The sequence below is a fragment of the Kocuria sp. CCUG 69068 genome, assembly GCF_020833785.1.
GTDB lineage: Bacteria > Actinomycetota > Actinomycetes > Actinomycetales > Micrococcaceae > Kocuria > Kocuria rosea.
On the sequence record NZ_PDDL01000001.1, the window covers coordinates 1 to 16,595 of the forward strand.

Annotated in this window: 13 protein-coding genes and 1 tRNA gene; 5 read left to right on the top strand and 9 right to left on the bottom strand. The window is 73.1% G+C overall.

What is annotated here, in order from left to right:
• On the top strand, nucleotides 1-916 hold a 916-nt coding region (locus tag CRM73_RS00005; RefSeq protein WP_229586220.1), incomplete at its 5' end, for an aquaporin.
• Between the two features lie 139 nt (nucleotides 917-1,055).
• Nucleotides 1,056-2,363, top strand: coding sequence for a hypothetical protein (locus CRM73_RS00010; RefSeq protein ID WP_017833232.1), 1,308 nt, complete (start codon nucleotides 1,056-1,058; stop codon nucleotides 2,361-2,363).
• 92 nt (nucleotides 2,364-2,455) lie between these two features.
• Here the strand turns inward: CRM73_RS00010 and CRM73_RS00015 are convergent, their stop codons facing one another.
• The 3 genes from CRM73_RS00015 to CRM73_RS00025 all read right to left on the bottom strand — a co-directional run bounded on the left by CRM73_RS00015 (nucleotide 2,456) and on the right by CRM73_RS00025 (nucleotide 5,582).
• A complete protein-coding gene (locus CRM73_RS00015; RefSeq protein WP_229586225.1) occupies nucleotides 2,456-3,196 on the bottom strand; it encodes an MBL fold metallo-hydrolase in 741 nt (246 codons plus the stop codon).
• Nucleotides 3,193-4,290, bottom strand: coding sequence for an S-(hydroxymethyl)mycothiol dehydrogenase (locus CRM73_RS00020; protein ID WP_017833230.1), 1,098 nt, complete (start codon nucleotides 4,288-4,290; stop codon nucleotides 3,193-3,195). The genes CRM73_RS00015 and CRM73_RS00020 overlap by 4 nt, the downstream gene beginning before the upstream one ends.
• A 176-nt stretch (nucleotides 4,291-4,466) precedes the next feature.
• Complete coding sequence (locus CRM73_RS00025) at nucleotides 4,467-5,582, bottom strand: YihY/virulence factor BrkB family protein (protein ID WP_095651812.1); 1,116 nt, start codon at nucleotides 5,580-5,582, stop codon at nucleotides 4,467-4,469.
• Between the two features lie 171 nt (nucleotides 5,583-5,753).
• On the opposite strand from CRM73_RS00025, the gene CRM73_RS00030 reads away from it, so the two are divergent.
• Nucleotides 5,754-6,578, top strand: coding sequence for a transglutaminase family protein (locus CRM73_RS00030; protein ID WP_133410877.1), 825 nt, complete (start codon nucleotides 5,754-5,756; stop codon nucleotides 6,576-6,578).
• 19 nt (nucleotides 6,579-6,597) lie between these two features.
• Here CRM73_RS00030 and CRM73_RS00035 read toward each other — a convergent pair whose 3' ends face one another.
• The 6 genes from CRM73_RS00035 to bcp all read right to left on the bottom strand — a co-directional run bounded on the left by CRM73_RS00035 (nucleotide 6,598) and on the right by bcp (nucleotide 14,572).
• Nucleotides 6,598-7,056: a MarR family winged helix-turn-helix transcriptional regulator gene (locus tag CRM73_RS00035; RefSeq protein ID WP_031282916.1), complete on the bottom strand. Its 459-nt coding sequence runs from the start codon at nucleotides 7,054-7,056 to the stop codon at nucleotides 6,598-6,600.
• A 232-nt stretch (nucleotides 7,057-7,288) separates the two neighbouring features.
• Entirely contained in the window at nucleotides 7,289-10,486 is a 3,198-nt protein-coding gene (locus CRM73_RS00040; protein WP_144835935.1) for an efflux RND transporter permease subunit, read from the bottom strand.
• Between the two features lie 210 nt (nucleotides 10,487-10,696).
• A complete protein-coding gene (locus CRM73_RS00045) occupies nucleotides 10,697-12,181 on the bottom strand; it encodes a malate:quinone oxidoreductase (protein ID WP_031282915.1) in 1,485 nt (494 codons plus the stop codon).
• Nucleotides 12,182-12,293: 112 nt separating this feature from the next.
• A complete protein-coding gene (locus tag CRM73_RS00050) occupies nucleotides 12,294-13,901 on the bottom strand; it encodes an ABC transporter substrate-binding protein (protein ID WP_115162818.1) in 1,608 nt (535 codons plus the stop codon).
• 78 nt (nucleotides 13,902-13,979) lie between these two features.
• Nucleotides 13,980-14,063: transfer RNA gene (locus CRM73_RS00055), tRNA-Leu, on the bottom strand.
• Nucleotides 14,064-14,098: 35 nt separating this feature from the next.
• Nucleotides 14,099-14,572, bottom strand: a complete 474-nt coding sequence (gene bcp / locus CRM73_RS00060; RefSeq protein WP_017833222.1) for a thioredoxin-dependent thiol peroxidase — start codon at nucleotides 14,570-14,572, stop codon at nucleotides 14,099-14,101.
• A gap of 228 nt (nucleotides 14,573-14,800) precedes the next feature.
• Here bcp and CRM73_RS00065 point away from each other — a divergent pair, with 228 nt between their 5' ends.
• Both CRM73_RS00065 and CRM73_RS19820 read left to right on the top strand, forming a co-directional pair.
• On the top strand, nucleotides 14,801-15,337 hold the full coding sequence (locus tag CRM73_RS00065; protein WP_017833221.1) for a MarR family winged helix-turn-helix transcriptional regulator: 537 nt from the start codon (nucleotides 14,801-14,803) through the stop codon (nucleotides 15,335-15,337).
• 487 nt (nucleotides 15,338-15,824) lie between these two features.
• Entirely contained in the window at nucleotides 15,825-16,589 is a 765-nt protein-coding gene (locus tag CRM73_RS19820; RefSeq protein WP_229586227.1) for an Ltp family lipoprotein, read from the top strand.
• The last annotated feature ends 6 nt before the right edge of the window (nucleotides 16,590-16,595 follow it).

Consider the following 16,595-nt stretch of genomic DNA (forward strand, 5'->3'; position numbering starts at 1 on the left):
CGGCACCACCGCGCGCCCCGGCGCCGACGGCGCCGACAGCGCCGTCCACGACGGCGCCGCCCCAGGCACGGCGGGCCTCGCGGCGCCCGTGCCCGTCGCCGCGCGCAAGGACACCGTGCCCGCCGGCGCCCCGGAGGCCGCGTCCGCGCCGGCCCAGTGGGCCGCCGAGTTCGCAGGGACGGCGCTGCTGGTCTTCGCCGGGCTGGGCACGGGCATGTTCGCCACCGAGGTCATCGACTCCGCGCTCGGCTTCGGTCTCGGCCTGGTCGCCGCGATCGTCGCCTTCGGGCACGTCTCCGGGGGGCACTTCAACCCCGCGGTGACGCTCGCCGCGGTCGTGGCCGGGCGCACGCCCGCACGGGCCGCGATCGGCTACGTGGTGGCCCAGGTGCTCGGCGCCCTGGCCGCGGCCGGCGTGCTGTGGGCGGTGCTCATCAGCCTGCTCGACTCCTCGACCACCGCGCAGGTCCTCGGCGCGGTCTCCAACGGCTTCGGGGAGAACTCCACCTCCCAGGCCGGGTGGACCACCGTGCTGCTCGTCGAGTTCGTGGCGACCGCCCTGTTCGCTCTCGTGGTCCTGGGCTCCACCGCGCCGCGGGCCAACGCGGTGCTCGCCCCCGTGGCCATCGGTGCGGCCCTCGCGTTCCTGCTCACGATCACCGCGCCGTTCGACGGCGGGTCGCTGAACCCCGCCCGCTCGACCGGCGCCGCCGTGGTCGCCGGCGCCGGCCACCTGGGCCAGCTGTGGCTGTTCTGGGTGGCCCCGCTGCTCGGCGGCCTCGTGGCCGGTCTGGTCCACCGCTCGGCGACGCTCTCCCGGCCGCGCCGCGGCGCCGGGGCGCCCGCCGCGGAGGAGGACGCCCCGGCAGCGGAGGCGACGCCCACCGCGTCCGCCGCGCCGGTCCGGGAGCGGTGAGCCCGCGGCCCTGCCGGATCCGGCAGGGCCGCCGGATCCTCCGCCCGCCGCGGGGGACCGACGCTTTCCGTCATCCTCCGGACGGCGGGGCTAGGCTGGTCCGTGCCCGGCCGCGGTCGGGAGGATGCGGAGGTACCTCGTGAGCAGTGCGCGCGCCGCCGAGCCCCTCGGGGGTTTCAGCACGGCCGCCCGCTCGCCCCTGGCCGACTCCCGGGAGCTCGCCGCCGTCAGCGGCGCGCTGTACCCCGTGCTGACCCTGCTCGTGCGGCTGCCCCAGACCATGGTGCCCCTCGGCGTGCTGACCACGGTGGCGCTGATCTCCGGGTCCCCGGCCCTGGGCGCCTTCTGCGCCGCCGCCGTGACGTTCGGCTCGGCGGTGTGCGGGCTGGCCATGGGCGCGGCCGCCTCGTGGCGCCGGCGCCAGCTCGGCCTGGTGCTGCTCACCCTCGTGAACCCGCTGGTGGTGTGGTGGCTCGTGCGCCGGCTCCCGGACCTCGCCGCCGACCCCGGGGCGGCCCCCGCCCAGCTGGTGCTCCCGTGCCTGCTCGCCGGGCTCGTGCTGCCGCAGATGGGCGTGGCGTGCCGGCTGCGCTGGTGGTCCCTGCTGCGCCGGGACTCCCGGGAGGACCTCTTCGACACCGCGCTGCGCCACGAGAGCGTCATGGACTCGCTGGCCACCGTCCTGGCAGCCGCGGTGACCGGGCTCGTGGCCGTGACCCTCGGGCCGGTGGCCGTGCTGGTGCTCGCGGCCACCCTGACCCTCGTGGGCACCACCGTGTTCCTGCTGCACTGCTCGGCCCGCCTGCCGCGGGGGCTCATCCACTTCCTGCCGCCCGTCGCGGCCGCACCGAACCGGGCGGCCCGCAACCGCCGCCGCCGGGCGCGGCAGCTCCGGCTGCTCCCCGTGCTGGGGATGGGGGCGCTGGGGGCCCTCGTGGGGTCGACCCTGGGAGCGGTCCTCGTCTTCGCGACCGCCGTGGACGCGGTGGTCTCGGTCAGCTGGCTGTACGCGGTCTCGGGGTTCACCTCGGCGCTGGCCGCGGTGGCCGCGTCCGCCCGCACCGAAGAGCTGCGGCTGTGGAACCGCTGGGTGGCGGCGGCCGCCGGGGCCGTGCTCGCCGCGATGCTCCTGACCATCCCGGACGACTCCGCGGGGATGGTGGTCGTGCTGGCGCTGGCCGGGCTGACCACCGGGCCGTGCCTGGTGGGGGTCTACGAGATCGCCCGGCTCGTGGCCCCGAGCTCCCGGGTCACGGCCCTGACCACCGTCATGACCGCGGTGATGAGCGTGGGGCTGACCGGGGGGCTCGCCCTGTCCGGGTGGTGGGGGGAGTCCTGGGGCTACCGGAGCGCCGCACTGGTGCCGGTGCTCTCCGCGGCGGTCCTGCTGGCCACGGCCCTGACCTTCGTGCACCGCTGGCGGCGCATCGGTCCCGGGGACCTCTGAGCCCACCGGGCCCGGGACAGTGCCGGCAGGGGCACCGCCGTCCCGGGCCACCCGCCGGGCCCGGAGGCCGCGGCGGGTGGCCGGGGTCGCGGTCAGTGGCCCCGGTCGATCCACTCCTGCAGGTGCGGGGCCTCGGCGCCGATCGTGGTGGTGTCGCCGTGGCCGGTGAGCACCTCCGTGGACTCGGGCAGCGTCAGCAGCCGCTCGCGGATGGAGTCGACGATCGTGGGGAAGTCCGACCAGGACCGGCCCGTGGCGCCGGGACCGCCCTGGAACAGGGTGTCCCCGGAGAACAGTACCCCGCCCTCGCCCAGGCCCGGGGCCCAGAAGCACACGGACCCGGGGGAGTGGCCCGGGGTGTGCAGCGCGGTGAGGGTCGTCCCCGCCACGGTGAACTCGTCCCCGTCGGCGATCGCCGCGTCGAAGGGCGTCTTCGGGTAGACCTGCTCCCACAGGACCGTGTCCTCCGGGTGCAGGTGGATCGTCCCGCCCACCTGCCCGGCCACCTCCTTGACGGAGCGGATGTGGTCGTCGTGGGCGTGGGTGAGCAGGACCGCGGTCACCGTGCGCCCGGCGACGGCCTCCACCACCGCGGCGGGGTCGTGGGCCGGGTCGATCACCACGCACTCGTCGTCGTCGCCCACGATCCACACGTTGTTCTCGACGTCCCAGGTCCCGCCGTCGAGGGAGAACGTCCCGGAGGTGACCAGCCGGTCGATGCGGGCCCGGCCGGCGCCCGCGGCGGGCCGCACCGGGACGGCGCCGCGGTCGGCGGGGTGGGCGCGCTCCCGGTCGGGCAGGGCCTCGCCGTCGTGGCCGTCGACGGCGCTCATCGGCCGAGCTCCACGACGGAGCGCAGCACCTTGCCGGCGGTCATCCGCTCGAAGGCAGGCTCGACGTCCTCGATCCCGATCCGTTCGGTGACGAAGCCGTCGAGGTCCAGCCGGCCCAGCCGGTACTGGTCCACGAGCATCGGGAAGTCCCGGTTCGGCAGGGTGTCGCCGTACCAGGCGGACTTGATGGCCCCGCCGCGGCCGAAGACCTCGTCCAGCGGGATCTCCCACGTGGTGCCGGGGGCGGGCACGCCCACCAGGACCAGCCGTCCGGCGAGATCGCGGGCCTCGAAGGCCTGCTGGAAGGTCGCGGCGACGCCCACGGCGTCGACCACGACGTCGGCGCCGTGCCCGCCCGTGAGCTCCTGGATCGCCGCGACGGGGTCCTGCTCCTTCGAGTTCACCGTGTGGGTGGCGCCGAACTTCTGCGCCGTGGCGAGCTTCTCGTCGTCGAGGTCCACGGCGATGATCGTGGTGGCCCCGGCGAGCTGGGCCCCGGCGATCGCCGCGGTGCCGACGCCGCCGCAGCCGATCACGGCCACGGACTCCCCGCGCCGGACGTTCGCGGTGTTGAGGACGGCGCCGATGCCGGCCATCACGCCGCAGCCGAGCAGGCCGACCGCGGCGTACTGGTGGTCCTCGAGCTCGCCCTCGATCTTGGTGCACTGACCGGCCGCGACCAGGGTCTTCTCGGCGAACGCCCCGATGCCCAGGGCGGGGGAGAGCTCCGTGCCGTCGGCGAGCGTCATCTTCTGGGTGGCGTTGTGGGTGGCGAAGCAGTACCAGGGCTCGCCCCTGCGGCAGGCTCGGCACTCCCCGCACACGGCGCGCCAGTTGAGGATGACCTTGTCCCCGACGGCGACCTCGGTGACGCCCTCGCCGACCGCGGCGACCACGCCGGAGGCCTCGTGGCCGAGCAGGTAGGGGTAGTCGTCGCCCACGGCACCGACCTTGTAGTGCAGGTCGGTCTGGCAGACCCCGCAGGTGAGGACGTCCACGAGCGCCTCCCCGGGCCCGGGGTCCGGGACGAGGATCGTCTCGAGGGTGGCTGGTGCGTTCTTCGCCGTGACGACGACGGCTCTGACCTCGTGCATGAGTGGGACCTTCCTGCGGACGACGTGACGGTTCCGGTCCGGAACACCGCTCCCCAGTCTAGGGAAGGACGCCGGGGGCGCGCGGTGCGGCGCCGGAGCGCGGCGGCCACGGTCCGGGCAGAACGAAGCGGCGGACCCGTGGATCAGCACCACGGGTCCGCCGCCGGGGTCGGCCGTCAGCTCCTGCCGGAGGCCTTGTCGGCGTCCTTCCCGGAGTCGTCCGAGGAGTAGTCGAGGTGCTCGTGCTCGAGGCGCAGCTTCCGGCCCTGGTCCACGAGCTTCTCCGCCTTCTTGTCCTTCTTGTCGACCTGACGGGTGTCGCGCGGCGGGAGCTGGATGGTCTCCTCGGCCTTGATCCCGCCCTGCAGCTGGCGGCCGCGCTCCACCTCGGCGTCGATCTCCGCGCCCAGCAGCAGCACGTTGTTGATGATCCACAGACCGAGCAGCAGGACGATGACGGAGCCGATGATGCCGTAGGTGGCGTTGTAGGACGCGAAGTTGACCACGTACCAGGTGAACGCCGCCGCGGCCACGGCCGCCACGACCAGGGCGACGATCGAGCCCATGCTGATCCAGCGGAACTTGGGCTGCTGGACATTGGGGGTGAAGTAGTAGAGCACCGCGATGAGGACGATGGCGAGGAGCACGATGACGGGCCACTTGGCGATGTTCCACACCGTCACGGCCGTGGCGCCGAGGCCCACGAGGTCGCCCACCCACTGGGCGACGCCGCCGGAGAGCAGCACCATGAGCATGATGAGGACCACGATGAGGACCAGCATCAGCGTGACGAGGAGGTTCACCGGCCGCAGCTTCCAGATGGGCCGTCCCTCCTCGACCTCGTAGATGCGGTTCATGGCCCGGCCGAAGGCCCCCGTGTAGCCGGAGGCGGTCCACAGTGCGCCGACGATGCCGACGACGAGGGCGAGCCCGGCGCCCGTGCTGGTGGTGAGGTTGTTGATGGGCTCCTCGAGGAGGGTCACGAGCGCCGCCGGTGCGTACTGGTCGAGGAAGTCCAGGATCGCCTGGGTGGTAGCCTCGCCCTGGCCGAACACGCCGAGCAGGGACACGATGGCGAGCAGCGCGGGGAAGAGGGAGAGCACCGCGAAGTACGTCAATGACGCGGCGAGGTCGGTGCAGTCGTCCTTGGAGAACTCGGAGATCGCACGCTTGACGACGTAGCCCCACGAGGGCTTGCTGATCTCGGTGGGACTGTCCGGCTTGCGGGGATCCTCGGGATCCGGTGCGGTGCGCTCCTTGGAGCGGCTGTCCTGGGTGGTGTCCTGGGCCATGCTGCGTCCTTCGCGGTCGGCCGCCGGGTGCAGCGCGCGGGCTCCGGCCGGCGGCGGGGCGTGTGGGGGATGTCTCGTGGATCAGTGTACTGATGAATCGCCCCCGTGAGCGACAATGGAGCGGACGGGCCACCGGTCCGCCGCACATTCCCCCCGACCAGGAGGCCCTTCGTGCCCACCACTCGGCGCACCGTTTCCGCGGAGGTCGACTTCGCCTCGGAGACCGACCACCTGGCGGTGTTCTCCCTCGCGGCCGCCCGCCCCGGCGGAGGCGCCCGCCCCGGCGAGCACCTGAGCCTGCGCGTGGACGGGACCGAGGTCGCGCTCGAGGAGGCGGAGGACCTGCACGGCACGCGGCTGCACCTGGCCCGGGTGCCGGGCGGCACGCAGTGCACGGTGTCCTATGCCCTGGAGCTGGACGGCCCGGCGGGGTCACCGCCTCCGGCGGAGCCGGTCGACTTCGTCCGCTACACCCGGCCCAGCCGGTTCTGCCCCTTCGACGAGATGGCCGGCACCCCCGACGCCCTCTTCCCCGGGGCCCGCGGCGGCGGCTACGAGACGCTCCAGCGGGTGCGGGACTGGGTGCACGAGCACCTGGACTACGTGGTCGGCTCCTCGACGGCCACCGACACCGCGGTGCACACGTTCCTCACCCGGCAGGGCGTGTGCAGGGACTACGCCCACCTGCTCATCACCCTGCTGCGGGGACTCGGGGTGCCGGCGCGGCTCGCGTCGGTCTACGCGCCCGGGCTGTCCCCCATGGACTTCCACGCGGTGGTCGAGGCCTGGCACGACGGCGCCTGGTACGTCCTCGACGCCACCGGGCTCGCCCCGCGCACGGAGTTCGTGCGCATCGCGACGGGCGCGGACGCCTCCGAGACGGCGTTCCTGACCACGCTCCAGGGGGAGATCACGCTGGGCGGGATGCGGGTGTCCGCGGAGTCCTCCGTCCCCGGCCGCGAGGACCCGGGGGCCAGGGTCGTCCTCCCGCTGTAGCGCGGCGGGGGAGCGCGGCTCAGAGCTCGTTGACGGCTTCCCGCAGGCGGTCGGCGAGCCGGGTCAGGATGCGCAGCTCCTCCGGGTCCAGGCCCGCGGACATCAGTTCGTGCACGTGCACCCGGAACTGCTCGGCGATCTGCACCTGCATCTGCCGGCCCCGGTCAGTCAGCCGGATCCGCAGCCCCCGCAGGTCCTGCGGGTCCTGCCAGCGGTGCACCAGCCCCTTGAGCTCGAGACGCTCCAGCATCCGGCTGAGGCTCGACTGGGTGAGCAGCACGTACTCGTTGAGCTCGTTGAGCCTCATGCCGGCCTCGTCGGAGCGGGAGAGGTTGAAGAGGACGTCGTACTCGCGGGCGGAGAGCTCCGCGAACTCGGGTTGGCGCTGGAGACGCCGCATGACCGTCACCTGGGCCCTGAAGAGGGCCTCCCAGGCGTCGGCGCTGTTCTGCACACGATCTGTTTCTCTGCGGGTCACAGGATAATGCTACGACCCGGTTACATCGGTGCACCGGGCCCCGGTGTCCCCCCTTTCGGGGGATGCCTCCCGGGGGCTCCCCGCACGCCGCCCGCTCCACAGCACCGAATCCCCCTGTGACCAGCGGCGATGATACCTTCTGCACCCTGCGGACGGGGAGTGACCGGGGTGCGCCCGCGAGTGTTTTCAGAAGCAAACGTCCACGAAAGAGCGCACGGTGACGAGTGTCACGTCACCTTCCGCGGGCGCCGCGCCCCGGGGCCGCGGCCAGCGCCGCGATCCGCTCCTCCCGGCGCCGGAGCCGCGCCTCCTTGCGCGCCTCGACGAGCCGGTACAGCACCGGCACGAGCACCAGGGTCAGCAGGGTCGAGGAGATCAGCCCGCCGATCACCACGACCGCCAGCGGCTGGGAGATGAAGCTGCCCTGCCCCGTGATCCCCAGCGCCATGGGCGTCATCGCCAGGATGGTCGCCAGGGCCGTCATCACGATGGGGCGCAGCCGGCGGGTCGCCCCCTTCTCGATGGCCTCCTCCAGGTCCATGCGGTGCTCCCGGCCCCGGTACTGGTTGATGAGGTCGATCAGCACGACCGCGTTGGTCACCACGATGCCCACGAGCATCAGCACGCCCACCAGCGAGGCGAGGCCCAGCGGCACCCCGGAGGCCAGCAGCGCGAGCACCGCGCCCGTCGCCGCGAAGGGGATCGAGACCAGCAGGACCAGCGGCTGGACGAGGGACTTGAAGGTCGCCACGAGCACCACGTAGACGATCGCGATCGCGGCGAGCACGGCGAGGCCCAGCTGCCGGAACGTGGTCTCCTGCTCCGTGGCGGCCCCGCCCAGCTCGGCCGCCGCGCCCTGCGGCAGGTCCAGGCCCGCGAGCGCGTCCCGGACCTCCCCGCTCGTGGCGCCGAGGTCGTCGCCGCCCGGGGTGACGGCCACGGTGGCGGTGCGCTGGTCGTTGCTCGAGGTGATGGTCTCGACCGTGAGCGCCTCCTCGACCTCGGCCAGCTCGTCGAGGCGGACGGTCCCGCCCGCGGCCGGCACCGGCAGGGCCCGCAGCGCCTCGAGGTCCTCGACGGCGCGGCCCTCGCCGATCGTCACCGCCACCGAGTCGGCGTCCAGGTCGATGGACCCGGCGGGGAGGGGGTTCACGGTGCCGGCGAGCGCCCCCGTGACCTGCTCCTCGCTCAGGCCGCGGGCGGCGGCGGCCGCCCGGTCGACCGTGACCACGACGGTGGGCTGGGTGGCGGCCAGGTTGCTCGTGACCTGCCCCGCGGAGTCGAGCTCCCGCATGGCCCGCACCACGGCGTCGTCGGCCTCCGCCAGCGTCGCCTGGTCCGTGGCGGTGACGGAGATCTCGACGTCGTTGCTCGTGAAGCCCTGGGCGCCCCGCACCGAGAACTCGCCGGCGCCGTCCAGCCGGTCCAGGCGCTCGCCGACGGTGCGGCGCAGCCGCTCCTGGTCGACCGCGGCGTCCGTCGTCACGGAGAACGTGGCGCTGTTGGTGCCGCTGCCGGGCAGGAACGCGGAGAAGCCGCCGCCGGGGCCCATGGTGACCTGGACGTCCTCGATGCCCTCGGTCCAGTCGAGCACCTCCTCGGCGCGGCCCGCCTGCTCGGAGGTCACCGCGAGCGCGGTGCCGGGCGGCAGGTCCTGCTCGATCGTCATGGTGTTCTGCCCGGTGTCCCCGAGCAGGTTGGTGGGCAGCACCGGCAGCAGGGCGGCCGTGCCGCCGAGGATCAGGACGCTCACCCCGAGGGTGGCCCACGGGTGGCGCTGCGTGCCGCGCAGGACCGGCAGGTAGCCCTGGGCCAGCCGGGGCGGCGTCCCGGCCGCGGCGCCGGGCGGGGGACCGGCCGTGCCGTCGGCCCAGGGGGCGGGGCGCCCCGCCGGCGCCCGGCGGGCCCGCCGCGCGAGGCGGGGGTCCCGGAGGAACCAGAACGCCAGCACGGGCACGATGGTCAGGGACACCACGAGCGAGGACAGCAGCGCGATGGTCGTGGTCAGGGCGAAGGGCCGGAACAGCTCGCCGGTCACGTCCCCCACGAACGCGATGGGCACGAACACCGCGACCGTGATGAGGGTGGAGGCGGTGATCGCCCCCGCGACCTCGCGCACGGCGGTGAGGATGGCCCGGCGCTTCGCGTTGGCGGGGTCGGTGCTCAGGTCGACCGTCCCGTAGTGGCGCTTGATGTTCTCGATCACCACGATCGAGTCGTCCACGACCCGCCCCACGGACAGGGTGATGGCCGCGAGGGTCAGCAGGTTCAGCGAGTAGCCCAGGGCGTTGATCCCGATGAACGTGGCGAGCAGGGACAGCGGGATGGAGATCGCGGTGACCAGGGTCGAGCGCAGCGACGCCAGGAACACCAGGATGACGAGCACGGCGAACGCGAGCCCCAGGAGGCCCTCGACCGTGAGGTCCTCGATCGACTGCTCGATGTAGGGGGCCTGGTCGAAGACCGCCGTGATCTCGGCGCCGTTGCCGAGGTCCTCCTCGAGCTCGGGGATCATCTCGCCGACCGCCTGGGAGATCCCGACCGTGTCCCCGTCCGGGGTCTTGGTGACGGACAGGGCGAGCGTCGGGGCCCCGTTGGTGCGGGTGATCGAGGTCTGCTCCTGCTCGGCGAGCTCCACGGCGGCCACGGCGCCCACCGTGGTGGGCTCGGCGCCGTCGGGCGCGTCCTCGGGGAGGGGCAGCGGGACGTTCTCCACGGCCTCGAGGGAGTCGAGCGGGGAGCCGGCCTGGACGGGCAGGGTCGTGGCCCCGTCGTCCACGGTGCCCACGGGCACCAGCCCGCCGCTCTCCTCCAGGGCGGTGCGGATGTCCGCGGGCGTGGCGCCCGCCCGGGCGAGGTCGGCGCGGTCCGGCAGGATCGAGACGACCTGCTCGGGGGCGCCGCTGACCTCGGCGGAGCGCACGCCCTCGATCCGCTGCAGGTCCGGGACCGTGAGCCGTTCCAGGTCGGCGGCGAGCGGGCTGAGGTCCTCGTCGGAGGACACGGCCAGGAAGACGATGGGGAAGTCGGCGACGGAGCCGGCGAACGCGGTGGGCTCGACGTCGTCGGGCAGCTGGGTCCGCACGTTGGAGATCGCCCGCTCCACCTGGTTGCGGGCCCGGTCCAGGTCGGTGCCGTACTCGAAGCCGAGCCGGATCTCGGACAGCCCGCTGCGCGAGGTGGACGCCGAGCTCTCGAGGCCCTCCACGATGTTGAGCGCCCGCTCCAGGGGCCGGCCCACCTGCTCGTCGACGACCTCCGCGGACGCGCCGGGCATCGCCGAGACCACGCTGATGGCGGGGATCTCCAGGGACGGGATGAGCTCCTGCTTCATGGAGCGCATGCTGAGCACCCCGAAGAGGGCGACGAACAGCGTGATGAGCACGATCAGGGCGCGGTTGGCCATCGACGCGCGGGCGAGGAGAAACACTCGTGCTCCTTGGGGAGGGATGGGCGAGGGCGTCCCGGCCGGGCCGGGGCGCACGCCCCTCAGCGTACCGCCGCGTACCGACAGGTCACCCGGGCCTCCTGGGCCGGGGGGCCGGGGCGGACCGGACGACGACGAGGCCCCGGACCGGCCGGTCCGGGGCCTCGTCGCGCGGGCACCGCGGCGTGCGGAGCGGTGCCCGTCGGGGCGGTGTCAGCTGATGCCGAGCACCTGGGCGGTGCGGCCCATGACCTCGTCCGCGAGCTGCGGGTTGTCGTTGAGCTTCACGCCGTAGGAGGGGATGAGCTCCTTGATCCGCGGCTCCCACCCGGACATCCGCGCCGGGAAGGACTTCGCCAGGAGGTTGAGCATGATGGGCACCGCGGTGGACGCGCCGGGGGAGGCTCCCAGCAGGCCGGCGATGGAGCCGTCCGCGGCGGTGATCAGCTCGGTGCCGAACTGGAGCACGCCGCCCTTCTGCTTGTCCCGCTTCATGACCTGCACGCGCTGGCCGGCCTCGATCAGCTCCCACTGCGAGCCGTCGGCGGTCGGGTAGAACTGCTGCAGCGCCTCGACCCGCTGGCCCTTGGACTTGGCCAGCTCGCTCAGCAGGTACTTCACGAGATCCAGGTTGGCCAGGCCCGCGCGGGTCATCGGGTAGAGGTTGTGCGGGCGCACGGACAGGGGCAGGTCCAGGTAGGACCCCTGCTTCAGGAAGTTGGGCTTGAACCCGCCGTAGGGGCCGAACAGCAGCGCGCGCCGTCCGTGCTCGTAGCGGGTGTCCAGGTGCGGGACGGACATGGGCGGGGCGCCCACGGAGGCCTGGCCGTAGACCTTGGCGTTGTGCTGGGCCGCCACGTCCTCGTCGGAGTTGCGCAGCCACAGGCCGGAGACCGGGAACCCGCCGTAGCCCTTGGCCTCCCGGATGCCGGACTTCTGCAGCAGCGGCAGGGCGCCGCCGCCGGCCCCCACGAACACGAACTTCGCGCGCACGAGCCGGTCGCCCTCGGTGTTGAGGCGGTTCTTGACCCTCGCCACCCAGGTGCCGTCGCCCTGCCGGTCGAGGTCCGTGACCTGCTGGCCGTAGCGCACCTCCCCGCCCCGGGCCTGCAGGTGGGCGACCTGCTGCCGGGTCAGCTCGCCGAAGTCGACGTCGGTGCCCTCGGGGGACCAGGAAGCCGCCACGCGACCCGCGCCGCGGCCGTGCATGGTCAGCGGCGCCCACTCCGCGATCTTCTCACGGTCCTCGGTGTACTCCATGCGCTCGAAGAGCTTGTTCGGCTGCAGGGCCTCCCAGCGGCGGCGCAGGTAGTCGCTGTGCGCGTCGCCGAAGACGAGGGACATGTGCGGCACCGGGTTGATGAAGGAGCCGGGCTCGCGCAGCTTGCCCTCCGACACGAGAGAGGCCCAGAACTGGCGGGAGAGCTGGAACTGCTCGTTGATGCCGAGCGACTTCTCCGGGCTCACGGACCCGTCGGCGGCCTGGGGCGCGTAGTTGAGCTCGCAGAGCGCGGAGTGGCCGGTGCCGGCGTTGTTCCAGACGTTGGAGCTCTCCGCGCCCACCTGGTCGAGGCGCTCGAGCATCGTGATGTCCCACTGCGGCTCGAGCTCCTTGAGGAACACGCCGAGGGTGGCGCTCATGATGCCTCCGCCGATCAGGAGGACGTCGGTCGATTCCGTTGTCTGAGGTGATGTCACAGTCGATGCTCCCGTTGAACGCCCGGCGCTGCGCCGGTGAATGGTCGGGATCAGACTATCGCCACGCCCGGACGAACCCCGAATGCGGCCGGGCGCGCGCCGGGGCCGGTGCTCACGGCGCGGCGCCGAGGTCCACCCGGTTGAAGACCTCGTTGCCGGTGGAGCTCAGGGGGAAGGACGTCACGGAGTCCCCGACGGCGACCGCGGAGATCGGGTGGGCCAGCGGGACGGCGGGCAGCAGCCGCGAGACGCGGTTGTTGATCGACACGTACGCGCTCGAGCGGTCCTCGCCGTCGGGCAGCGCCGCCGCGCGGTTGACGGCGCCGAACAGTGACACGGCGTCCGCGCCGAACTCCCCGCGGGGGGCGCCGAACAGGGCGGCCGTGAAGTAGTCCGGGTCGCGGTAGCCGCCGTTGAGGCCGAGCAGGTGCAGGGCGTGGTCGCCCTCCGGGTCCTGGACCTGCTGCACGTAGCCGTCCGACCAGGCCACCGGGACGGGCTCGATCACGAACCCCGCCCGCACGAGCTGGGCCGCGATGTCGGCGTAGATCTTCTCGGGCTCCTGCATGTAGGTGCGGGAGGTGCCGCGGGGATAGTAGAACCGCAGCGGCTCGCCGGCGTAGGAGGACGCCGCCAGCAGCTCGCGCGCCCGCTGCGGGTTGTAGGACGGGACCTGCAGGTCGGTCCCGTCCATCGCGAAGCGGGCGGGCAGGAACTGGTTCGCCACCCGGGTGCCGTCGGGGTAGTGCTCGCGCACGATCGCGCCGCGGTCCACGGCGGCGGCGATCGCCTCCCGCACCTCGGGGTCGTCCAGGGGCTCCACGTCCTGGTTGATGCCGAGGTAGGACACGGAGTACGGGTCGCGCTGGAGGACCTGCACGCCCTCGCGCGCGAGCGGGGCGAAGGAGTCCAGGCCCACCTGGTCGTAGCCGTCCACCTGGCCGAGGCGCAGCGCCACGTAGCGCAGCTCCGGCTCGGCGATCGTGCGGAACTCGAGCCGGCCGATGTCCCCGAGCTCGCCCCAGTAGTCGGGGTTCGCGACCAGCACCACGTTCGTCCCGTCCCCCGACTCGTAGCGGAAGGGGCCGGTGCCCACGGGGTGCGTCTCGTGCGTGCCGGCCGCCAGGGCCGCGGGGGACGCGATCCCGAACGCGGGCTGCGTCAGCGCCCGGAGCAGGGGCGTGTGCGGCGCGGTCAGCGAGAGCTCCACCGTGGACTCCGACGCCGCGGCGCACCCCGCGTAGAGGGAATCGATGCCGGGGGCGCCGGTGCGCAGGACCGTGGCGAAGGGGGTCCGTGCCCCGTCGGCGGCGAGGGCCTCCCAGCGCTCGAAGTTCGCGCACACCGCCGCCGCGTCCAGGGCGGTGCCGTCGTGGAAGCGCACGTCCCGGCGCAGGTCGAAGGTGTAGGTGAGCCCGTCCTCGGAGGTCTCCCACGACCGCGCCAGGGCCGGCACCGCCTCGCCCGTGGAGGGGTCGGCGGAGACGAGCCCCTCGAGCATCTGGGCCCCGATCCGGGACGTCTCCAGGATGTTGACCGTGGCCGGGTCCAGGGTGGGGGCGGCGGCGGCGTTGGCGAACACGAACTCCCCGCTCGGCACGGACCGGGCGGCGGTGGGGGTGCCGGGCCCCTCGCCCGCAGGGGCGCACCCGCCGAGGGCGAGGAGCCCCGCGACGAGCGCGAGCGCGGCCGCGGTGCGGGGGGTTCGCCTGGGCGCCATGGGTCCTTCGCCGCCTCACCGGATCTGTCGTGGGTGTCGTCGTGGGCCGGCCCCGGGGCGTGCCCGGGGACGGCGGGGTGCGCGAGGCGGGACTCGAACCCGCACGCCGGTCAGGGCACAGGAACCTAAATCCTGCGTGTCTGCCAGTTCCACCACTCGCGCCGAAGGGCCCGTCCGGGCCCCCGCCCATCCTAGCCTCAGCCCTCCAGGCCGAGGTCGCGGCGCAGCTTCGCCACGTGGCCCGCGGCGCGCACGTTGTACTGCGCGAGCTCCACCTCGCCCTCGGGCCCGACCACCACGGTGGAGCGCACCAGGCCCTCGTAGGTCTTGCCGTAGTTCTTCTTCTCGCCCCAGGCGCCGTACGCCTCGGCGACCCGGTGGTCCGGGTCGGAGAGCAGCGGGAAGGTGAGGGACTCGGCCTCGGCGAACCGCGCGAGGGCCTCCGGGGAGTCCGGCGAGATGCCGAGCACGGCGAACCCGTCCGCGGCGAAGCGCTCCAGACTGTCGCGGAAGTCGCACGCCTGCGTGGTGCAGCCGGGGGTCGAGGCCTTCGGGTAGAAGTAGACGACCACCCGCCGCCCGCGGTGGTCGGCGAGGGAGACGGTCCCGCCCCGGGCGTCGGGCAGGGAGAAGTCGGGGGCCGGGCTGCCGGGTTCGAGACGTGCTGCCATGGGGATGTTCCTCCGTCGGTTCGGTGGTGCCGTCCGGGCCGGGCCCGGGCGAGGGTCGGGTGCCGCGGGACGGCCCCGGACCACGAACACTACCGGCGCTCGTCCCGGTGGTCCCGGCCGTCCCGGGGGAGCGCTCAGGACCGCCGCGGATCCGCCCGCGGAGAAATGCTCGTCAGTTTGCTTAGCATGGTGCTGTATTCCGTGGTGCAGGTCGGTAGACTGCTTTGCATGCCTTTCACCACTCAATGGCCGACCAACCGACTGCTCTCCACCGCGGCCCGGCTCGTGGAGCACGCGTGGAACGAGCGCCTGGCCACGCTCGGGGTGACCCACGCGGGCGTCATGGCGCTGGACGTGCTGAAGACGGCGGGGAGCATGACGCAGGCCCAGCTGGCGCACCGCGTCCGGGTGCAGGCCCAGACCATGGGCAAGACGCTGCACCGGCTCGAGCTGCACGGCCACGTCAACCGGTCCAAGAACGTCCACGACCGCCGCAGCCACCTCGTGTCGATCACCCCGGAGGGCCTGCGCATCCTCGAGGCCGCCACCCAGCTCGAGGACGAGCTGGTGGACCACGGGCTGCTCACGGACGAGAACCTGCGCCGCACGCTGGCCGACATCATCACCACGCTCGGCGGCGCCCGCTGGAAGCTGCGGGTCCAGCCGGACGGGACCGTCACCGACGCCGGGTCCGCCGACGCGACCACGCCCGAGCAGTCGCGCGACATCGCCGAGGCCGGCACGGCGGGGGACACCGCGTCCTGAGACGGCCGCGGCCCGCGGTCCCGGCACGGACGGGCGCGGGGCGGGTCGGCACGGGGTCGAGGACGACCCCGGCACGAGGGCGCGCGAGGTCGCCGGACGGCGGCCTCCGGCGGGAGCACCCGGGGCACGACGACCCCGGGTTTTTTCGTGCCCGCGGGCCGCCGTGCCCCGGGGACGACAAAGGACCCCACCGCGGTGCTCCGCGGTGGGGTCCTCCTGTGGTGCGCCCCCTCGGACTCGAACCGAGAACCCATTGGTCACCCATCCCACCGCTTGCGATTGTCCCGGACGTGCCCTATGGGTACCCCGCAAAGTCCCGGAATCACGGGCAAGTACGGGCCCTCGGCCGGTCCGTTGTCCCGGACGTGACCCACCAATTACCCCCAGTATCCCGCTGTTTTCGATGAGTAAACGATGAGTGTCACAGATCATCATTTGCATCCACTTCCCTACAGTTAATGTCACCCCACTTACTAAGGAGCACCCCGTGTCGCACAACCCCAATGCCGGCCCCGACTACGGCCAGCAGCCCGGCCAGTACCCGCCCCCGGGCTACGACCAGCCCCCGAAGAAGAAGGGCAAGAAGAAATGGGCACTCGGCTGCCTCGGTCTGTTCCTTCTGTTCATCATCATCGTCGCCGGTTGCAGTGCCCTCGCCGGCGGCGGCGGCGATGACCCCACCCCCGTCCCCGAGCAGACCACCACCGCCCCGGCAGAGACCGAAAGCACCCCCGAGGACACCCCGGCCGAGACCGAGGCACCTCCGGCCGAGACCGAAACGGAACCTGCCGACACCGGTCAGGATGGAGACCAGTCGGGGCTGACGACGGCCCAGCAGAACGCAGTCCGCTCCGCCCAGAACTACCTCGACATCTCCGGCTACTCCCGCCAAGGGCTCATCGACCAGCTCGTGTTCGAGGAATACTCCACCGAAGACGCGACGCTGGCGGTGGACAGCCTCGACACCGACTACAACGAACAGGCCGCTCGATCTGCCCAGAGCTACCTCGACATCTCCGGCTACTCCCGCACCGGCCTGATCGACCAGCTGACGTTCGAGGGCTACACCCCCGAGCAAGCGGCGGCCGGTGTGGATAGCCTCGACACCGACTACAACGAACAGGCCGCGAAATCCGCCCAGAGCTACCTCGACATCACCGGGTACTCCCGCCAGGGGCTCATCGATCAGCTCACCTTCGAGGGCTACACTCCCGAGCAAGCGGCATACGGGGCCGACCAGGCCGGCCTCTGAACACCC